The sequence below is a fragment of the Undibacterium sp. GW821-FHT11H02 genome, from assembly GCF_058808015.1.
Genome location: NZ_JBXARG010000005.1, coordinates 140,288 through 157,611 on the forward strand (window position 1 = coordinate 140,288; position 17,324 = coordinate 157,611).

Sequence of the window (17,324 nt, forward strand, 5' to 3'; positions counted from 1 at the left end):
CCCATAAAATGACATTTCATCGGGTTTGCCACACAAAACACAAAAACATAGGCAAACTGCTCCTATTGCAATTTTGTTGTCAAAGAAACCTACCGATCAATTATCAATTCATTCGCCTTTGGAGCTCATTATGCGCAAAATTTGGATTTCATGTTTCACAATAGGCCTCGCTCTGGCCAGTACTTTAGCCACTGCCGGTGAGCAAGTGCGTAAGGTGACGCCCTTTAGTACGATACGCACACAAGGTGCGTTATCGGTAGAAGTTGTAGTTGGCAGTACGCATTCGATCACGGTCAAAGGCGATGATAAATACATGGAAAAAATCATTACCGATATTTCTGGCGACGAGCTTTTGATCAGCTACAAAGAAAAAAAGAATATCCGCATTTCCGATGATTTAAAAGTAATCGTGACCATGCCCGCATTGACCAAATTCAAAATGGAAGGTGCCGGCTTGACCACGGTTAGTAAAATTGCTGGCGACCGGTTTGAGTTGAATTATGAAGGCGTTGGTTTGTTGAAAATGAGCGGCAAAGTCCGCGATTTTAAATTGCGTGCGCAAGGTGTTGGATTTGTTGATGCTAAAGCTTTAGTCGCCGAAAACGTCGATGCAACGGTGGAAGGCATAGGTTCCGTTGAAGTGACCGCAACAGAGAAACTCAAAGCGAATGTACAGGGTATCGGTTCCTTGAATTATTTTGGCAATCCAAAGTCGATTAGCAAAACGGTCGACGGTATTGGTGGCGTCAGTGCTGGCAAGTAAGCGTTCTTATTACGAATAAAAAAATGCCGACCTGGAAGAGTTAATCTCAGGTCGGCATTTCTTTTTGAGTATCGAAGATCATTGCGCTAACGGGACTACTCTGGATACGTCGAGCGCACCTACGGGTTTAACTCAATACACTATCCGCCGCGACATATTCATAAGCTAAATCGCGCGCCACGGCTTCATAAGTCACTTTACCTTCGCATACATTCAATCCATTGCGCAAATGCACATCGTCGCGCAGAGCTTGTTTCCAACCTTTAGTTGCCAAGGCTACCGCATGTCCGACTGTCGCATTATTTAAGGCGAATGTGGAAGTACGTGCCACCGCGCCTGGCATGTTCGCCACACAATAATGAATCACGCCATCAACGACATAAGTTGGTTCAGCATGCGTGGTGGCATGAGAGGTCTCAAAACATCCGCCCTGATCAATCGCCACGTCCACTACCACGGCACCTTTTTTCATGCGTGAGATCAGATCACGGCTAACCAATTTTGGCGCGGCTGCACCTGGTACCAAGACACCACCGATGACCAAATCGGCGGAGAGTACCGCTTCCTCGATAGATTGTGCATTGGAATAAAGTGTGGAAATTCGATTGCCATACACCAGATCTAATTGACGTAAACGATCAACGCTTTTATCTAACACTGTCACGCGCGCGCCGGTGCCAACCGCCATTTGCATCGCATTGGTACCGACTACACCTGCGCCGATAATCACGATATGCGCGGGAGCGACACCTGGTACACCACCTAATAACAAACCCATACCGCCTTTGGATTTTTCCAGATGTGCTGCACCAGCCTGGATCGCCATACGACCTGCAACTTCACTCATCGGTGCCAATAAAGGCAAGCCGCCATTCGCACCTGTGATGGTTTCGTAGGCGATACAGATAGCGCCGGATTTGACCAAAGCGGCTGTTTGTTCTGGATCGGGTGCGAGGTGCAAGTAGGTGTATAAAATTTGACCCGGACGCAGCATCGCGCATTCAACAGGCTGCGGTTCTTTAACTTTGACGATCATCTGCGCGCGTTCAAATATTTCTTTCGCGGTTTCGACTAATTCTGCACCGACCGCTAGGTATTGCTCATCACTTAATCCAATCTCGGTACCTGCATTTTTTTGTACCAGCACTTGATGTCCACGTGAGGTTAATTCACGCACTGAGGAGGGTGTCATACCGACGCGGTATTCGTGGTTTTTAATTTCTTTAGGTACGCCTACGATCATGATGTCTCTTTCTTGGTATGGAATTTTTTTGGAAAATTATTGAAAAAAAACGAAGACGTCGGGAAGTTTATTCCCGACGCCATTTCTTATTGTTATGTTTGACTAGATGGGTAATCAGCCGGGTTTGATTATGGCACCGGAAAAATGGGCTGTTTAGGTAATAGTTCAAAAGACTTGATTTTGCTGATGGTGAGTAATTGTGCATTCGCACAATGTACGGAATTTCTTACAAAATCTCAGTGTTTGTATTGAAAACGTGACGGAATTCAATGTGCTATCAATCTGAGCTTGATTAGATAAACCGTTGGAGACGGCTAATTGAGTTGAGTTTTAACTATTCACAAGTTAGCATGTCTTAACTTTAACTCTGCAGCAACTAATAGAAATGTTTATCCGGTAGAAAATGAATCGAAATATTGCGCTCGTCTTGTTCAAAATCGCACTTACTCTCCCAGTAAGCTATGCCTTAGTTTTCCCTTTCTTGCATCCGGCCGCAACGGGAGGAGTTTTTAAAGAAATTGAGCTACTTGGTTTCCTAGGAAGCATGGTTCTCGTGACGGTTTTTCTCGCAATCGTTTTTTTATATTGTCGTGATCTTCATCGAACACTTTCCTTGGTAGACCCAAGTGCTAGGACAGCTAAGCCAAACAGCGTTTGGTTGATGTTTCTCATTCCTTATAATTTCGTTGAGGATTTCTTTATCATTGCGAACGTGGCGAAATCTTTGCAACAAGAAGCGCAGCATAATTTGGCACTTCATAGGTTTAAACGATTCGGTCTGTTGTCTGGTCTTGGTTGGTGTGCTGCGCAGATAGTGTCTTTACTGCCCAATGAAATTGGTTCGATCGCGGGACTGTTGGCGATCATTCTTTGGATCATTCACTGGCGATTTATCCGTCAAGTGAATGCTGTTTTAAGAGACGCTGCCAATCTCAATTCATAAATTAAGTATTCGATTCAAACAAACTAAATGCGCTGAGTTTTTTCGCTTGGTTTGAGCATAAACCGGTGCCGCCTCATTTGGAAAATTTAGGCCGTTCGCTACAAAAACCTTAGTCTGTGTTGGACCATGTTCATTAATCTAATCAGGAAATTACGTGATGCACACCATTCAATGTCAATGCGGCGGAGTTCGGGCGCATCTGGAAGGCGAGGGGATACACAATCGCATTATTTGTTACTGCAGTGATTGCCGGGCTTTTGCGCATTTCCTTGGTCGCGCTGAGCAAGTCTTGGATGCGCAAGGTGGAACGGAAATTGTCCAAGTCAGTCAGGCACGTTTGCGCTTGGTAAAGGGGCGAGAATTTCTTGCTGCAGTAAGGCTGAGTGATAAGGGTATGTTGCGTTGGTATGCCACTTGTTGTAAGTCACCCTTAGGCAATATCATGGCTGAACCTAAAATGGCGTTTATCGGATTGATACACAGTGCCTTGGATCCTGCCGGTATCGAAAAAGATTTTGGCCCCGTGACCGCCTGGATGGAGACGCAAGCAGCGCTGGGTGAAACGCAACCTGTGCAGAAAGGTGTACTGCCCGTTGTCTTGCGCTTTATCGCGATGACTTTAGCTGCACGCTTGAGTGGGAGTTATAAAAAATCGCCTTTCTTTGACGCCCAAGGTCTGCCCATAGTGCAGGCGGAGATTTTGACGCCAGCGCAGCTCAAGGAGCTTAAAAGTCGATAAGATATGCTTGAAAAGCATACGCATAGTGAACAATGTTGACACTGTGAGTTAATTTTTTCTGGAATTCTGCACAAGTAAACAAGGAGACATCATGCCAAGCAATACCGTTAAATTACACCGGGTGATTCGTACTAGCCCCGATAAACTCTATCGCGCTTTTGTCGAAGCCGATGCGATGGCGAAGTGGATTCCACCTTATGGCTTTACCTGCCAAGTGCATCATATGGATCCGAGAGTAGGCGGTACGTTTAGAATGTCTTTCCGTAATTTCTCTACTGGCAATGGACATTCTTTCGGTGGTGAGTACCTAGAGATGGTACATGGATCTTTGTTGCGTTATACCGATCAATTTGATGATCCGTCCATGCCGGAAGTGATGACGGTGACGGTCAATTTCAAGCAAGTGCTTTGCGGTACTGAACTGAGCGTTACACAAGAAGGCATTCCAGAAATGATTCCTGTGGAAATGTGTTATTTGGGATGGCAAGAGTCTTTGTTGCAGTTGGCGAACTTGGTAGAGCCTGAAATTCCGGGTTGAAACTTGAACTTGGGCGATGTGCTTCTCGGGCAAGTATGGATTTTGATGGGCCATCACCGTGCATAAAAAGGACAGAGCTTGGTATCTCAGGCAGATGGACGCAATCGCGGGTGCACTGATTGGTCTGGTCGTGTTTATGGTTTTTCTGCGCAATTGTAATTAAGCGATTTTCTAATTAATCTTTTCTAGCGCACTCTCATTTTATGTCCATGACTCAATACCTCTTAAAAATAGTATTCTTTCTGTGTTGTTTGTTCGCGTCTGATATATATGCTCAAACCGACGAGGATGTGCTGTTTGGAAACGCGAAGTCGAAATCCTTGATTCAAGAGGGAAATGTCTTTTGGTCAAAATCAAAGATCAATGAAGCTCTGGAAAAATTTAGCCTTGCAAGTAAAGCTGATCCAAAAGCTTCAGCTCCATGGTCGCATACAGCCGCACTCTATTTGTTTGCATCGACTAAAACCGATCCCAAGTTTGTTCAAGAATATCGTGATAGAGCGCGAGCCGCAGCCACTCGGGCGCTGGAATTATTTGTGGGGGATCCAATGGCGCAAGAAACACTGCGTTCATTGGCGGCACCCACCACACCAGGGCTTTCCTCTACGAATCGGGAGGCGATAGATCTGTTTAATGAGGGCGAGCGTCTTTTTCAAGTTGGTGATTTTCTGGCAGCAATCAGCAAATATGAAAACGCCTTCAGCCTCGATCCCACATTTGCTGAAGCGATCTTGTACGCCGGGGATTGCTACTTTCAATTAGCTAAATTTGATGAGGCAGAGTTGCGCTATCGAAGAGCTATCGACGTCAATCCACGTCATTTTCAGGCTTGGCGCTTCCTGGCGCATGCACAGACAAAAATGGGACGTCCTATTGAAATGGTGAAATTGTCTTTGATGAAATCGATAGAAATTCAGCCTAATTACTTACCTGCCTGGGATCAATATTCAGCCTTGACTCAAATGAGCGATGGCCCCTTGCAGGTATTAAATGCGAAACGCCCTGTTCGTCTAAAAGTCGAGAATAAAGACGGGGCGCAAAGTTACACGATAGAGATTGATCCCAAGATCGACGCTAAGGGTGCCGATGTTGATAGCGCCGTTTGGTTGCAATATGGCATAAGCAAAGTCAATTTTCTTGCTGCTAAGGAAATTGGAGATGCGAATCTCAAGTCTATGAGTAAGGGGGCGAAGCCATTTGACGTGGAGCGCCTTAGCTGGAATAGCGTATTCCAAGAAGAGCACAAAAACACCAAATTGCGAGACCCTTTATTGCAACGGCTGCGTCAGTTTGTCAAAGATGGTCAAATTGAGGCTGCTATATTTGTATTTTTCTTTGACGAATCGTATAGAAGCGAATTTGAGAGCTGGAAAAAATTACATCCATTAGGCATACAACAATTTATCGACAAATACGCGCTTCGTCCAAGCCCAATACCTCAATAGAGCAATTAGCCCGGCTTGAGTATTTAATTCAAACTAGGGTTCGAATTAGCGGAACAGGCTTGTCGGTCAATTCGATTAGCTTCAATTGAGGTGGCTTTATTCTGGCCTATCCAACTTAGTCGACAACAAAATCGTCGAAAACGTATCCACAACGCCTTTAATTAAACGGATCTTATCAATCACGGCATCGAGCTCGTGTGTTGATTCGGTCGACAGCATCGCACATAAATCGTAACGTCCGCTGACGGTATAGAGCTTGATGATCTCATGGCGCTTAGTAAGCGCGCGCATGATTTCTGGTTCGTGTTGAGACTCTATAGAAATCAAGACCATGGCGCGTATGCTGGGGCGACTGCGGTTAATCGAAACATCCACTGTGTAGCCGCTGATGATGCCGCGGTCTTCTAAAGACTTGAGGCGTAATTGAGCCGTACTGCGGGCGCAGCCTAGGGCTTTTGCCATCGCGACTATCGGTAGGCGCGCGTTGACTTTAAGCAGGTCAATGATTTGCTGGTCTAGTGGATCTAATTGTTGTGACATTGCTATTTTTGCTGAATTTCAGGCACTTTGTTTGATTGTCATACATTATGACTGATTTTTTTCTGATGTTTAAGTCATTTTGTGCGTTTGACGCGGCACAACTCCTCTTTACACTATCTCCCTGTTGCCCGTATGGGTACCCATCACATTTTGCCGTCATTAGTTACATAAAGAGAGAGACATCATGGAACAAAAAGTCGAATTTAATCCTATCAAGAAATTACTGACACGCGAAGAATTAGACGCTTATGATCCAGAGTCAGAATCTTGGCAAAAACAGTTTACACGTCGTTATTCTCACCATTCTGAATTGATGGGTGTATTGAATAATGTGGAAGATGTGGATAACACAGTCTACAAAAAATTCGCGGTAGCGATTACGCCTTACATGGCGAAATTGATGGATAAAGATGATCCAAATTGCCCTATCCGTTTGCAATACATGCCTTCACATCACGAACAAACCATTCCTGGTTTCGCGACTTCTTTGGATCAATTAGGCGAAGAGGGCGATACGATTCCTGGTACTAGCGTGGTCCATCGTTATCCACGTCGTGTGTTGTTCTTGGTTTCCAATACTTGTGCGACTTTGTGCCGTTTCTGCACACGTAAGCGTATGGTGTCTCAGCCTGATGGTTCAGTGGCCAAAGACGAAATCGAAGCATCTATCGATTACATCGCAAGCAATCCACAGATTGACGACGTACTCTTGTCTGGTGGCGATCCGTTGACATTTACGGATGAGCGTTTAGATTACATCCTCGGTGAAATTCGTCGCCGTGCACCGCATGTTCGCTTCTTGCGCATGGGTTCACGTATGGTCGTGCAATTGCCAACACGCGTTACTCCAGAGTTGTGCGCTGTCCTGGAAAAGCATCGCGTACAGATGATCAACATCCATATCGGTCATCCAAAAGAAATCACCCCTTTGCTGCGTCAACGCGTCAAGATGATACAAAAAGCCGGCATCATGATGGGCTTGCAAACCGTGTGTTTGAAAGGCGTGAATGATGACGTCGAAGTGATGCGTGATTTGTTTATGCAAACGATAGAAATGGGTGTACGTCCTTACTACGTGTATTCCACTGACATGGTGGAAGGTGCTGCACACTTCATCGTGCCACATCACCGCATGATTGAATTGTATGAAGGTTTGCGTGGTTGGATCAGTGGTCCAGCAGTGCCAACCTTTGTGGTCGATGGTTTGGGTGGTTTGGGTAAATTGCCTATCATTCCGACGTATGTACGTGAAGAAGAGTTACCAGACGGTAGCGGTACGACAGTGAAGTGCCGTAACTACAAAGGCATGACCATCGACATGCCTGGCTTGGGTCATAACTTTAGTTTGCCTACGCGTAGTAACTAATCTGCTTCGGTATCAAAGCCCTTCTCCCGCAGGCGGGAGAAGGGGAGGGAGTCAAAGCATGCTTTGACAGGCGTTCAGCTATGAATGTTGGTCGTTATTGGAATGAATTTCGGTATTGCTTTTTTCCAATGATGCAACTATTTCAATCACCCTCACCCTAACCCTCTCCCGCTTGCGGGAGAGGGGACATTAGCGGCGATCATCTACCTAACTATCCCAATCTGCTCATCATGACATTCACAACCCCAAGCTCCCCCTACGGCATCCACCGCGTTATCGAACCACAAGGCGTATTGCCACAAGGCGCGTGGAAAATCGATAACACGATGGAGATCACCGACAACGAAATCCTGATCGATGTTTCTGCTTTAAATATCGACGCTGCCAGCTTCACGCAAATCAAACAAGAAGCGAATGGCGATGAAGCCAAAGTTGCTGAGATCGTCAAAGGCATAGTCGAAAAGCGCGGCAAGCACCACAATCCTGTGACGGGTTCTGGTGGCATGTTAATCGGTACGATTTTGGAAATTGGCACAGCCTTAGCTGGCAAGATTGACTTAAAAGTAGGCGACAAAATTGCTACCTTGGTCTCCTTGTCATTGACACCTCTGCGCATTGATGAAATCGTCAAGATTCACATGCAAAAAGATCAGGTCGATATCAAAGGCAAAGCGATTTTGTTTGAAACTGGCCTTTACGCGAAACTGCCAGAAGACATCGATGAAAAGATGGCGCTCGCGATTTTGGACGTTGCTGGTGCGCCTGCTCAAACAGCGCGTTTGGTCAAAGAAGGCGACACCGTTGTCGTCATCGGTGGTGGTGGCAAGTCCGGTACTTTGTGTGTGTACGAAGCGAAAAAACGCGCTGGCAAAAACGGTTGCGTGATCGGTGTTTCTCCGTTTGAAAAAGACTGCAAACGCATGCAAGAATTAGGTTGGGCTGATCATACTTTACAAGTCGATGCGACCGATGCTTTGGCCTTGATGGAAGCCGTAGCGAAAGTGACCAATGGCGCAATGGCCGATTTAGTCATCAATTGCGTGAATATTCAGAACACCGAGATGGGCAGCATCTTGTCCACCAAACAGCACGGTAAAATTTATTTCTTCTCTATGGCAACTAGCTTTACTGCAGCCGCTCTCGGCGCAGAAGGTGTAGGTAAAGACGTGGAAATGATCGTCGGCAATGGCTACGCAACTGGTCACGCAGAACATTCTTTAGCCTTGCTGCGCGAGAGTGAAACACTGCGCAAATTGTTCACTGAACTCTACGTTTAACAGCATAGAAAGATGCCGACGATGGAGTTCAAACATCCCAATTTAAGTAGCATCAAAACCAGCCCGCTATGGCAACGCATCCACGATAGTGGCATGCAGACTTTAGCGGTCATGGGCATGACCAAAAATACCGGTAAGACGGTTGCGATGAATCACGTTCTGGCGCAAGCAGCGGCGGGGCAAGTCGATATCGGTTTAACCTCGATCGGTCGTGATGGTGAAGACCGCGATCAAGTATTTTTCAACCCAAAACCACCGATCATGGTGTGGCCAGGAAATTTAGTTGCTACCGCACGCGAAACTTTGCAGCGCGCTAAAGTGCGTTGGAAGTTGATTGACTCCACGCAGATCGATAGCCCTATGGGTGAGATTTTGGTCGTCAAAGTCATGGAATATGGTGAGATGGAAGTCGCTGGTGCGTCGCGTGGCAGTGATCAGTTAAAAGTGATCGCACGTTTGCGTCAATGCGGCGCGAGTTTGGTGATTTTGGATGGCGCTTTAGGCCGCAGTCACCATGCGTCTCCAGCGATTGCTGACGGCGTGATTCTGGCAACCGGTGCTGCAATCGGTGGTGGCATACAAGACGTGATTCGCAAGACGCGTGATCGTCTTGGTATTCTCGGCATCAAACAAGCGGATGAAGGCATAAAGGCGCAATGCGAAGCCGTGTTCACACAAGGCGGTGTTGGTATTTGGGATCAACAGGGCAAGACGCTATTTTTAGAAGAAATTGCTACTTTAAATGCTGGCGCGAAATTGATGGAATTCATCGACGCCGATGTGGGCACGATTGCGGTTAGTGGTGCAGTTGGGCGTCAATTGTGGCGCGCCTTAAGTAGTTTGGCGGAACGTCATCCAGCATTGACCGTGGTTGTTGCAGATGGCACGAAATTATTTATAGAAAACACCGATTTGTTGATCTTTCAAAAGCTCGGTGCGAAATTAGTCGGGTATCGTGGTATTAATCTGACCGGGATTACTTTGAATCCATTTTCGCCCATGGGTGGCAGTTTTGACGCTGCTGAGTTTTTGGATGTGGCAAAGAATGCCTTCATCGCTTACGACGTATGTGACGTTGTACTAGAAGCGACATCGGACGAAAAAATTAAAGAAACAGGAGAAGCAGCATGAGCCAATTACAACTAGATCAGGCACAAATCGATCGCGCACGCGATTCAGCGCGCCGCATCGCACGTCAAGTGTTCGATGAAATGTCACAGTACACAACCACAACGGTAGAACGCGCGACTTTGCGTTTGCTGGGCATTGACGGCATTGATGAAAACTATGTGCCTTTGCCAAACGTGGTCGTTGATCATTTGCAAGCGCAAAACTTATTGCAGCATGGCGCGGCACCGATCGTGGTCGCTGCTATGCAAGAAAATAAGATGACAGCGCAAGAAGTTGCTGAGGCGGTTTCTAAAGGCACGCTGACTTTGGCTTTGCCAAAAGACGCAGATGCTGCGCGCAAAGCAACCGAAGCGCAAGCGGCGATCATGTGCGAACGTATCGCCAATCAACGCGCTTACCGTTCCAAACAAATCGAGACGATGGGTGAAGCACCAACGCCATGGTTGTATCTGATCGTCGCGACCGGCAATATTTATGAAGACGTAGTGCAAGCACGTGCGGCTGCAGAGCAGGGCGCAGACATCATTGCAGTGATTCGCTCGACTGGTCAAAGTTTGCTCGACTATGTGCCTTACGGCGCAACCACCGAAGGTTTTGGCGGTACTTACGCGACGCAAGAAAACTTCAAATTGATGCGCGCCGCTTTGGACGAAGTTGGTGAAAAACTCGGTCGTTATATTCGTTTGACCAACTACTGCTCTGGTCTGTGTATGCCTGAGATCGCAGCGATGGGCGCGATTGAACGTCTCGATATGATGCTCAATGATTCCATGTACGGCATCATCTTCCGCGACATCAATATGAAGCGTACCTTCATCGATCAATTCTTCTCACGTATGGTGAATGCTTACGCGGGCATTATCATCAATACCGGTGAAGATAATTATTTGACGACAGCCGATGCTTATGAAGCCGCGCATACGGTCTTGGCATCACAATTGATTAACGAGCAGTTTGCGTATCTGTCAGGCTTGCAGCCAGATCAAATGGGTCTCGGTCATGCATTCGAAATTCACCCAGAATTAGAAAACGGCTTCTTGTGGGAAATGGCGCATGCCCAATTAGTGCGTCAGGTTTTCCCAGATGCCTCTTTGAAATACATGCCACCGACTAAACACATGACAGGCAATATTTTCAAAGGCCAGGTACAGGACACCTTGTTCAATATCGTCAGTACGGTCACCAATCAAAATATTCACTTGCTAGGAATGATGACCGAAGCGATTCATACGCCATTTATTCAAGACCGTTTCTTGGCGATTCAAAATGCGAAATATGTATTCGGCACCATGAAGGATTTGAACTCTGAAATCGAATTCAAATCAGGCGGTAAGATAGAAACACGTGCACAAGAAGTTTTGGCAGAAACAGAAAGCATCTTGGCAGAGATAGAAAAAATGGGCTTGTCAGCAGCGATTGGTAAGGGCACCTTTGCAGAGATCTCACGCACACCAACCGGCGGTAAAGGTTTGGCTGGCGTGATCACTAAAGCCGCGGATTACTACAATCCATTCCCACAATTGATGTTGCCAACGACGTTGCCAACCCATGCAGCCTAAGGAGAAAAACATGACAACAATGGCAGATATCAAAAAACCAGAACAGTGGGTTAAGCCGTATGGCGACACCATGAACGATGGTCGTGTACAGGTTTCTTTCACCTTGCCGGTCGCACTCGATGAAACATCTAAAGAAGGCGCGAAGCGTTTGGCTTTGTTGATGGGCTTGGAAGAACCCTCTGTTGTTCATTGCGAAGATATGGGTAAAGGCTTTAGCTTTTATGTCGTGTATGGTCAGTGCAAACATCAAGTCGATTTGTCTAGCTTCCAAGTCGTGAAGCCAGAATACGAAACGCTCGATAAATATGCGATTGATGCTTTGATCGCTGAGAAGATGGGCCGTCGTATGGTCGTGATCGGCGCTTGTATTGAAACCGATGCGCATACCGTGGGTATTGACGCCATCATGAACATGAAGGGCTATAACGGTCACAAAGGTCTAGAGAGCTATCACGAAGTGCGCGCCATCAATATGGGTGCGCAGGTCGATTCTGAAGAATTGATCGCGCGTGCCATCGAAGAAAAAGCCGACGTGATTTTGGTGTCGCAAGTCGTGACGCAAAAAAATATTCATCTCGATAATTTGACCAAGTTGTCCGACTTGTTAGAAGCAGAAGGCTTGCGTGATAAGGTGATCTTGGTGGTTGGTGGTCCCCGTATTTCGCATGAGTTGGCGAAGGAGTTGGGTTACGATGCCGGCTTTGGTACCAAGTCTTATGCTGAAGATGTGGCGTCGTTTGCGATTCATGAATGGATTAAGCGCCACGCGGCGTAATCGAATATATGTTCCCTCTCCCGCATGCGGGAGAGGGTTAGGGTGAGGGTGGTTCTGAAGCTGTAAGGTCATTGGTGGGTAAACGACGGCGGAGACGGATAGTCTTTTGTACTAAATCACTTTATCCGAATTAGAACGCCCCTCATCCCCAACCCTTCTCTCGCTTGCGGGAGAAGGGAGCAATGAACCGAATTTAAAAGAGGTAATGATGGAAGATTTATCCAAGTACACGAGTTTGATACGCCTGCGCATGGGTTCGCACGACGCGCACTATGCAGGTGATCTGGTCGATGGCGCGAAGATGTTGAATTTGTTTGGCGATGTCGCGACAGAATTGTTGATCCGTAGTGACGGCGATGAAGGTTTGTTTGTGGCCTACGATAATGTGCAATTTATGGCGCCGGTGTTTGCTGGTGATTATATTGAAGCGACAGGTCGTATTGTTTCTATGGGCAAGACTTCACGTAAGATGGAGTTTGAAGCGCGTAAGGTGATTTCGCCTGCGAAGATTGCTGGACAGGTTTCTGCTGCGGATGTGTTGGCTGAGCCTGTGGTGGTTTGCAAGGCTTCTGGGACTTGTGTGGTGCCGGCGGATTTTCAGCGGATTAAGCGCTAATCGTACTTGTTGAGTGATTGCCGATTGTAGAGCAATGGTAATCTAATCATTGTCAACAAAAATGGCGATTTGCCTGCATCCGGATAGAGCGCTCGCTTTACTCCTTCTCCTTCAAGGGGAAGGTTGGAATGGGGATGGGTTTTAGGTTCTGTAGGGCGGGTGAAACCCGCGCTGCTTTGTTTTTCGTATTTTGATTTGACGTTCTCGGATGCGAAACATGTACTTGGTCGGGTGTGGCCCGACGGCCACTTACCTTTTTTGCTTCGCCAAAAAAGAGGTAAGCCAAAAAAGGCGACCGTAGACTCGCCCTTCGGGTGCTTACGCTACGCTTCAGCATAATTTGTGCGTCACAAAAAATGGGAAAGTGTCGAAACTCGCTTCGCTCAAACAACGACACTTTCTTATCCATTTTCTGTGAAGCACAAATTACATCGTCTCAAACGGGGGTAGGTCAAAGGCAAAGTCAAAAACAACGACCTACAACGGTTAATAGAAAATTGAATGCCGTAGGCTCTGATTGTTTTGGTGTTGTTTTTGAAGTTGTTTTTGATTTTGACTTTCATCCACTTCTGACACTGCCAATTGTGCAGGACAGAAAATGGATAAAGAAAGCTTCGTTGTCTGAGCGAAGCGAGTTTCGAAGCTTTCCCATTTTTGTCCTGCATAATTGGGAACCCGAAGGGCAGTGGCAGCGTGGTCGCCTTTCTTTGCTTCCTTTCTTTGGCGAAGCAAAGAAAGGAAGTGGCTGTCGGGCCACACCCGACCTGTGAACGACGAGCAAACTCGAAAGCAAAAACGAAGTACAAAAGAAAAAAACGCGGGTTGCACCCGCCCTACAAATAAGTTAAACAATCTGTGCAAGAATGCGCAAAGAATGTACTAAATAAAGAGACCAAGATCATGGAAAAACTCATCATCACAGCAGCCCTAACAGGCGCTGAAGTCACCCGCGAACAACAACCTAACCTCCCCATCACCCCAGACGAAATCGCCGATGCCGCATTCGAATGCGCCAAAGCTGGCGCCTCCATCGTTCATGTACATGGACGTTACGATGACGGCACACCAACGCAAGACAAGGAAGTCTATCGCCAGATCATCACCAAAGTACGCGAACGTTGCGATGTGATCGTACAGGTTTCAACTGGCGGTGCAGTTGGCATGACAGCGCAGGAGCGCCTCGCGCCAGTTACGTTGAAGCCAGAAATGGCAACTCTGTCGATGGGCTCAGTCAATTTCGGTAACGATGTATTTATGAATCATCCCGACGACATGGATATCTTCGCGACGACCATGAAAGACTTGGGTGTCAAAATAGAGTATGAAGTCTTCGATACCGGCATGATCAGCACCGTCAATCGCTGGTTGAAAAAGGGTTTAATCACTGCACCTTTGCATGTTGATTTCGTGCTTGGTATTCCCGGCGCGATGGCTGGCACGCCAGAGGCTTTGATGTATATGCGCTCACAATTGCCAGCGGATGCAAGTTGGACAGTCGCTGGTATTGGCGCAGCGCAATTGCCCTTGGCGACTATGGCGATTATTCTTGGTGGTCATGTCCGTGTTGGCTTTGAGGACAATGTGTATTACCGCAAAGGTGAACTCGCTACCAGTAATGCGCAATTAGTTGAACGTGTGGCACGCATCAGCCGTGAACATGATAGAGCTGTGGCGACACCTGCTGAAGCACGGCAGATTTTGGGTATGTCTGCGCGTAGCTAAGGTCCGCTACTAATTTGAATTGAACCAGGTCATCTCGTCCTTTTGTGGGTGGGGTGGCCTGAATTTTTTTGAGCTAAGCATGAGAATAGGCGAAGCGTGTCTCTTAAAATTCAGAATTCTGTAATGAGTGATAGCCAAGTATTGAGTTTCTCGATATTGCAGCCATATGCTCGTCAACATTCAATACTGCTTGGTATTAATTTGTGCTCACTTCAATTGATAGTGGGTGAATCTATCTGACCGTGTAACCAAAATGAACTTACAAATTACGACATTTACGCCAGCCTATACGCAAGCAGTGATCGATTTGATTTTGCCAATCCAGCAGCAAGAATATGGCTTGTCAGTCGGACTGGATACGCAACAAGATTTATTGGCTATCCCGGAATTTTATCAACAAGGGGTTGGTAATTTTTGGTTAGCTTTGGATGGCGATGAAGTGGTCGGAAGTATCGCTTTGAAAGATATCGGACATGCGCATGCTGCTTTACGTAAGATGTTTGTTAGAGCCAGTCATCGAGGTGCCGAATACGGTGTCGCCAAATCCCTGTTAAGCAGCCTATTGACTTGGTCCAAACAGAACAAGATTCAAGACATTTACTTGGGAACGACAGCACAATTTTTAGCCGCGCATCGCTTCTATGAAAAACATGGCTTTCAAGAAGTGGCAAAGAGCGAGCTTCCATCGCACTTTTTTGCAATGGAAATTGATAGCAAGTTCTATCGATACAATTTATCAAGAGGTGACTAAAAATCACTTGCACAAACAGTTGTGCGGTGCTTTTTTAGTTGTTCGCGAATGTGATAAAAATATCCCTACCATGTACCAGCCTTAGTTCGACACGGTGTGGTGAATTTGTAGCAAACATGCCGAAGCCAAACTGCGCGTTTCTATCCAGCCACAGGGATTAAGCAAACTAGCTGCGGCACTTGCCATGAAATTGGATATCCCGCACAATCTTTATCAGGCTTGCAATTTTTTGTGAAGGTACTTCATGCGGGCTAAGGAACCCAGTGTGAGCGAGACGATATTTTAACGAAATCGCATCGTTTTCTGATTATCCAACTTCGATTTTGGTTTTAATTTGGCCTACCGAAAAATGAGTACGCCTAGCAATTCAATCATGGCTTCGGAGCGTAGCTGATGCATGCCAACTTATCAGAATCGAGTCACCCGTGGCGACAAGTCGTTCTTGGTAACTGCGCTCTTGCCCTTGCTTATTTGATACTTGGGCGCCTCTCTCTACTGTTAGCTATACCGCCTGGTTATGCCATGGCGATTTACCCGCCTGCTGGGCTAGCGGTGGCGGCTGTTTTGATCGCCGGTTATCGATTTGCGCCAGGCGTTGCAATCGGCTCTATCTTATTAAATCTCTGGATTACCTGGGAAACCCAACATGCCATATCGCTGACCGCCTATATGCTGGTTACCGTGATCGCGCTGGGTGCGATGACACAAGCCGTCTTCGGTTGTTGGTTAGTGAGGAAGTTCTTACCCACTTCCTTAGAGCTAAATCATCACGATGAAATTTTCAAATTTATGGTGCTGGCGGGGCCTTTTTCCTGCCTAGTCAGTGCTAGTGTAGGAATCAGTAGTCTATTTGTTGCTGGCATCATGCCGGTCAGTGTCATGTTTAGTAATTGGATTACCTGGTGGGGTGGTGATTGTTTAGGTGTATTAGTTGTTACGCCTATCGTCTTTGTATTGTTTGCGTCACCCAGACCTTTATGGGCTGGACGTCGTTATTCGGTGTTGCTGCCCCAGTTGCTGATTTTATTCTTAATGATGGTGACTTATATCTCTGTACGAAACTGGGAGCAAGACCGTCAGGCGCAAGAGTTCAAACATCGCCTGCAAAATATCGTACATGGCTTTCAATCTCGCCTGCAAGCGCACGTCGAAGGACAAAAAGAATTAGCCACGGTTTTTGAAAATTTCCCTCACCTGAGTTTGCCGCAGTTTGAGTCAATAGCTGCACCTTTGTTGCAATACAAGGGCGAGTTGGCGGCCGTCGAATGGGCGCCGAAACTATTGAATGCAGACCGTAAGGCCTTTGAACTCGAACATGCTAGTTCATTGCAACAAAAATTCTCTATCCTTGAGCGTGATCAGCACAAAAATATGCAGAACGCTGGCCTGCGCGACTTGTATTTCCCCATACTCTATGTCGCACCTTTTGCCGGTAATGAGCGAGCATTGGGTTTCGACTTGTATTCAGTGCCAAATCGACGTGCCAGCATACAAGAGGCCATTAAATATAGGCGTACGGTGGCGACGGAGCCATTGACTATCGTTCAAGAAAAACACGGTAAGCTAAGTACGGTGTTGATAACGGCGGTGCGCGACATAGACCATGGTCAGTCGCGGACCTCGACTCATCCTGAGAACTTGGATGCTGTACTCGGTATCGTAGTCAGCGTATTGCGACCGAGTGATGTACTGCGCAATTTATTGAGTGAACAAGATAGGCACGAGATCAAACTAAGATTGCTTGATGTTAGTAGTGAGCTACTCAGGCCAGACATTTTTTTAGATGATTTCGGCAATGATCTCAGTCTTGCCGAGGTCAGTCAAAAGATAAAATTTGGTGGGCGGGAATGGCAGTTGCAGGCCAGACCAACGGATGCGTATCTGGAGCAACACCGTCCCTGGGCGGCATGGATTTC

General features: G+C 46.8%; 16 protein-coding genes and 1 pseudogene. 15 read left to right on the forward strand and 2 right to left on the reverse strand.

All coding sequences use genetic code 11. The annotated features are described in order from the left end of the window. Nucleotides 1-130: 130 nt before the first annotated feature. A complete protein-coding gene (locus AC1RR2_RS07175) occupies nt 131-763 on the forward strand; it encodes a head GIN domain-containing protein (protein ID WP_493221609.1) in 633 nt (210 codons plus the stop codon). Between the two features lie 127 nt (nt 764-890). On the opposite strand, the gene ald is transcribed toward AC1RR2_RS07175, so the two are convergent. Then, the gene (gene ald, locus AC1RR2_RS07180; RefSeq protein WP_493221610.1) at nt 891-2,006 is read right to left on the reverse strand and encodes an alanine dehydrogenase; all 1,116 of its coding nucleotides are present in this window, start codon (nt 2,004-2,006) and stop codon (nt 891-893) included. 403 nt (nt 2,007-2,409) lie between these two features. On the opposite strand from ald, the gene AC1RR2_RS07185 reads away from it, so the two are divergent. From AC1RR2_RS07185 to AC1RR2_RS07200, 4 genes are all read left to right on the forward strand, one after another. Next, nucleotides 2,410-2,949, forward strand: a complete 540-nt coding sequence (locus AC1RR2_RS07185) for a hypothetical protein (RefSeq protein ID WP_493221611.1) — start codon at nt 2,410-2,412, stop codon at nt 2,947-2,949. A gap of 157 nt (nt 2,950-3,106) precedes the next feature. Beyond that, nucleotides 3,107-3,688: a DUF6151 family protein gene (locus tag AC1RR2_RS07190; RefSeq protein WP_493221612.1), complete on the forward strand. Its 582-nt coding sequence runs from the start codon at nt 3,107-3,109 to the stop codon at nt 3,686-3,688. Between the two features lie 91 nt (nt 3,689-3,779). Next, nucleotides 3,780-4,226, forward strand: coding sequence for an SRPBCC family protein (locus AC1RR2_RS07195; protein WP_493221613.1), 447 nt, complete (start codon nt 3,780-3,782; stop codon nt 4,224-4,226). A gap of 203 nt (nt 4,227-4,429) precedes the next feature. Beyond that, nucleotides 4,430-5,671, forward strand: coding sequence for a tetratricopeptide repeat protein (locus tag AC1RR2_RS07200; RefSeq protein ID WP_493221614.1), 1,242 nt, complete (start codon nt 4,430-4,432; stop codon nt 5,669-5,671). A 96-nt stretch (nt 5,672-5,767) separates the two neighbouring features. Here AC1RR2_RS07200 and AC1RR2_RS07205 read toward each other — a convergent pair whose 3' ends face one another. After that, a complete protein-coding gene (locus AC1RR2_RS07205) occupies nt 5,768-6,211 on the reverse strand; it encodes an Lrp/AsnC family transcriptional regulator (RefSeq protein ID WP_493221615.1) in 444 nt (147 codons plus the stop codon). A 184-nt stretch (nt 6,212-6,395) separates the two neighbouring features. On the opposite strand from AC1RR2_RS07205, the gene AC1RR2_RS07210 reads away from it, so the two are divergent. The 10 genes and pseudogenes from AC1RR2_RS07210 to AC1RR2_RS07255 form a co-directional block, all read left to right on the forward strand. Beyond that, nucleotides 6,396-7,577, forward strand: a complete 1,182-nt coding sequence (locus tag AC1RR2_RS07210; RefSeq protein WP_493221616.1) for a KamA family radical SAM protein — start codon at nt 6,396-6,398, stop codon at nt 7,575-7,577. Nucleotides 7,578-7,807: 230 nt separating this feature from the next. Then, a complete protein-coding gene (gene kdd, locus AC1RR2_RS07215; protein ID WP_493221617.1) occupies nt 7,808-8,854 on the forward strand; it encodes an L-erythro-3,5-diaminohexanoate dehydrogenase in 1,047 nt (348 codons plus the stop codon). A 12-nt stretch (nt 8,855-8,866) separates the two neighbouring features. Further along, nucleotides 8,867-9,985 (forward strand): lysine 5,6-aminomutase reactivase subunit KamB, encoded by a 1,119-nt coding sequence (gene kamB, locus AC1RR2_RS07220; RefSeq protein WP_493221618.1) that lies wholly within the window; start codon nt 8,867-8,869, stop codon nt 9,983-9,985. Then, nucleotides 9,982-11,544, forward strand: coding sequence for a lysine 5,6-aminomutase subunit alpha (kamD, locus tag AC1RR2_RS07225; protein ID WP_493221619.1), 1,563 nt, complete (start codon nt 9,982-9,984; stop codon nt 11,542-11,544). Before kamB ends, kamD begins: the two co-directional genes overlap by 4 nt. Nucleotides 11,545-11,554: 10 nt before the next feature. Beyond that, complete coding sequence (kamE, locus tag AC1RR2_RS07230; RefSeq protein ID WP_314859232.1) at nt 11,555-12,319, forward strand: lysine 5,6-aminomutase subunit beta; 765 nt, start codon at nt 11,555-11,557, stop codon at nt 12,317-12,319. 208 nt (nt 12,320-12,527) lie between these two features. After that, nucleotides 12,528-12,935 (forward strand): 3-aminobutyryl-CoA ammonia lyase, encoded by a 408-nt coding sequence (gene kal / locus AC1RR2_RS07235; protein ID WP_186892694.1) that lies wholly within the window; start codon nt 12,528-12,530, stop codon nt 12,933-12,935. Nucleotides 12,936-13,432: 497 nt separating this feature from the next. Further along, on the forward strand, nt 13,433-13,705 hold the full coding sequence (locus AC1RR2_RS07240) for a hypothetical protein (protein WP_493221620.1): 273 nt from the start codon (nt 13,433-13,435) through the stop codon (nt 13,703-13,705). Nucleotides 13,706-13,835: 130 nt separating this feature from the next. Then, nucleotides 13,836-14,657, forward strand: coding sequence for a 3-keto-5-aminohexanoate cleavage enzyme (gene kce, locus AC1RR2_RS07245; protein ID WP_493221621.1), 822 nt, complete (start codon nt 13,836-13,838; stop codon nt 14,655-14,657). A gap of 253 nt (nt 14,658-14,910) precedes the next feature. Beyond that, the gene (locus AC1RR2_RS07250) at nt 14,911-15,408 is read left to right on the forward strand and encodes a GNAT family N-acetyltransferase (protein WP_493221622.1); all 498 of its coding nucleotides are present in this window, start codon (nt 14,911-14,913) and stop codon (nt 15,406-15,408) included. 393 nt (nt 15,409-15,801) lie between these two features. Further along, nucleotides 15,802-17,151: pseudogene (locus tag AC1RR2_RS07255) on the forward strand (CHASE domain-containing protein); the annotation flags it as partial. Between the last annotated feature and the right edge of the window lie 173 nt (nt 17,152-17,324).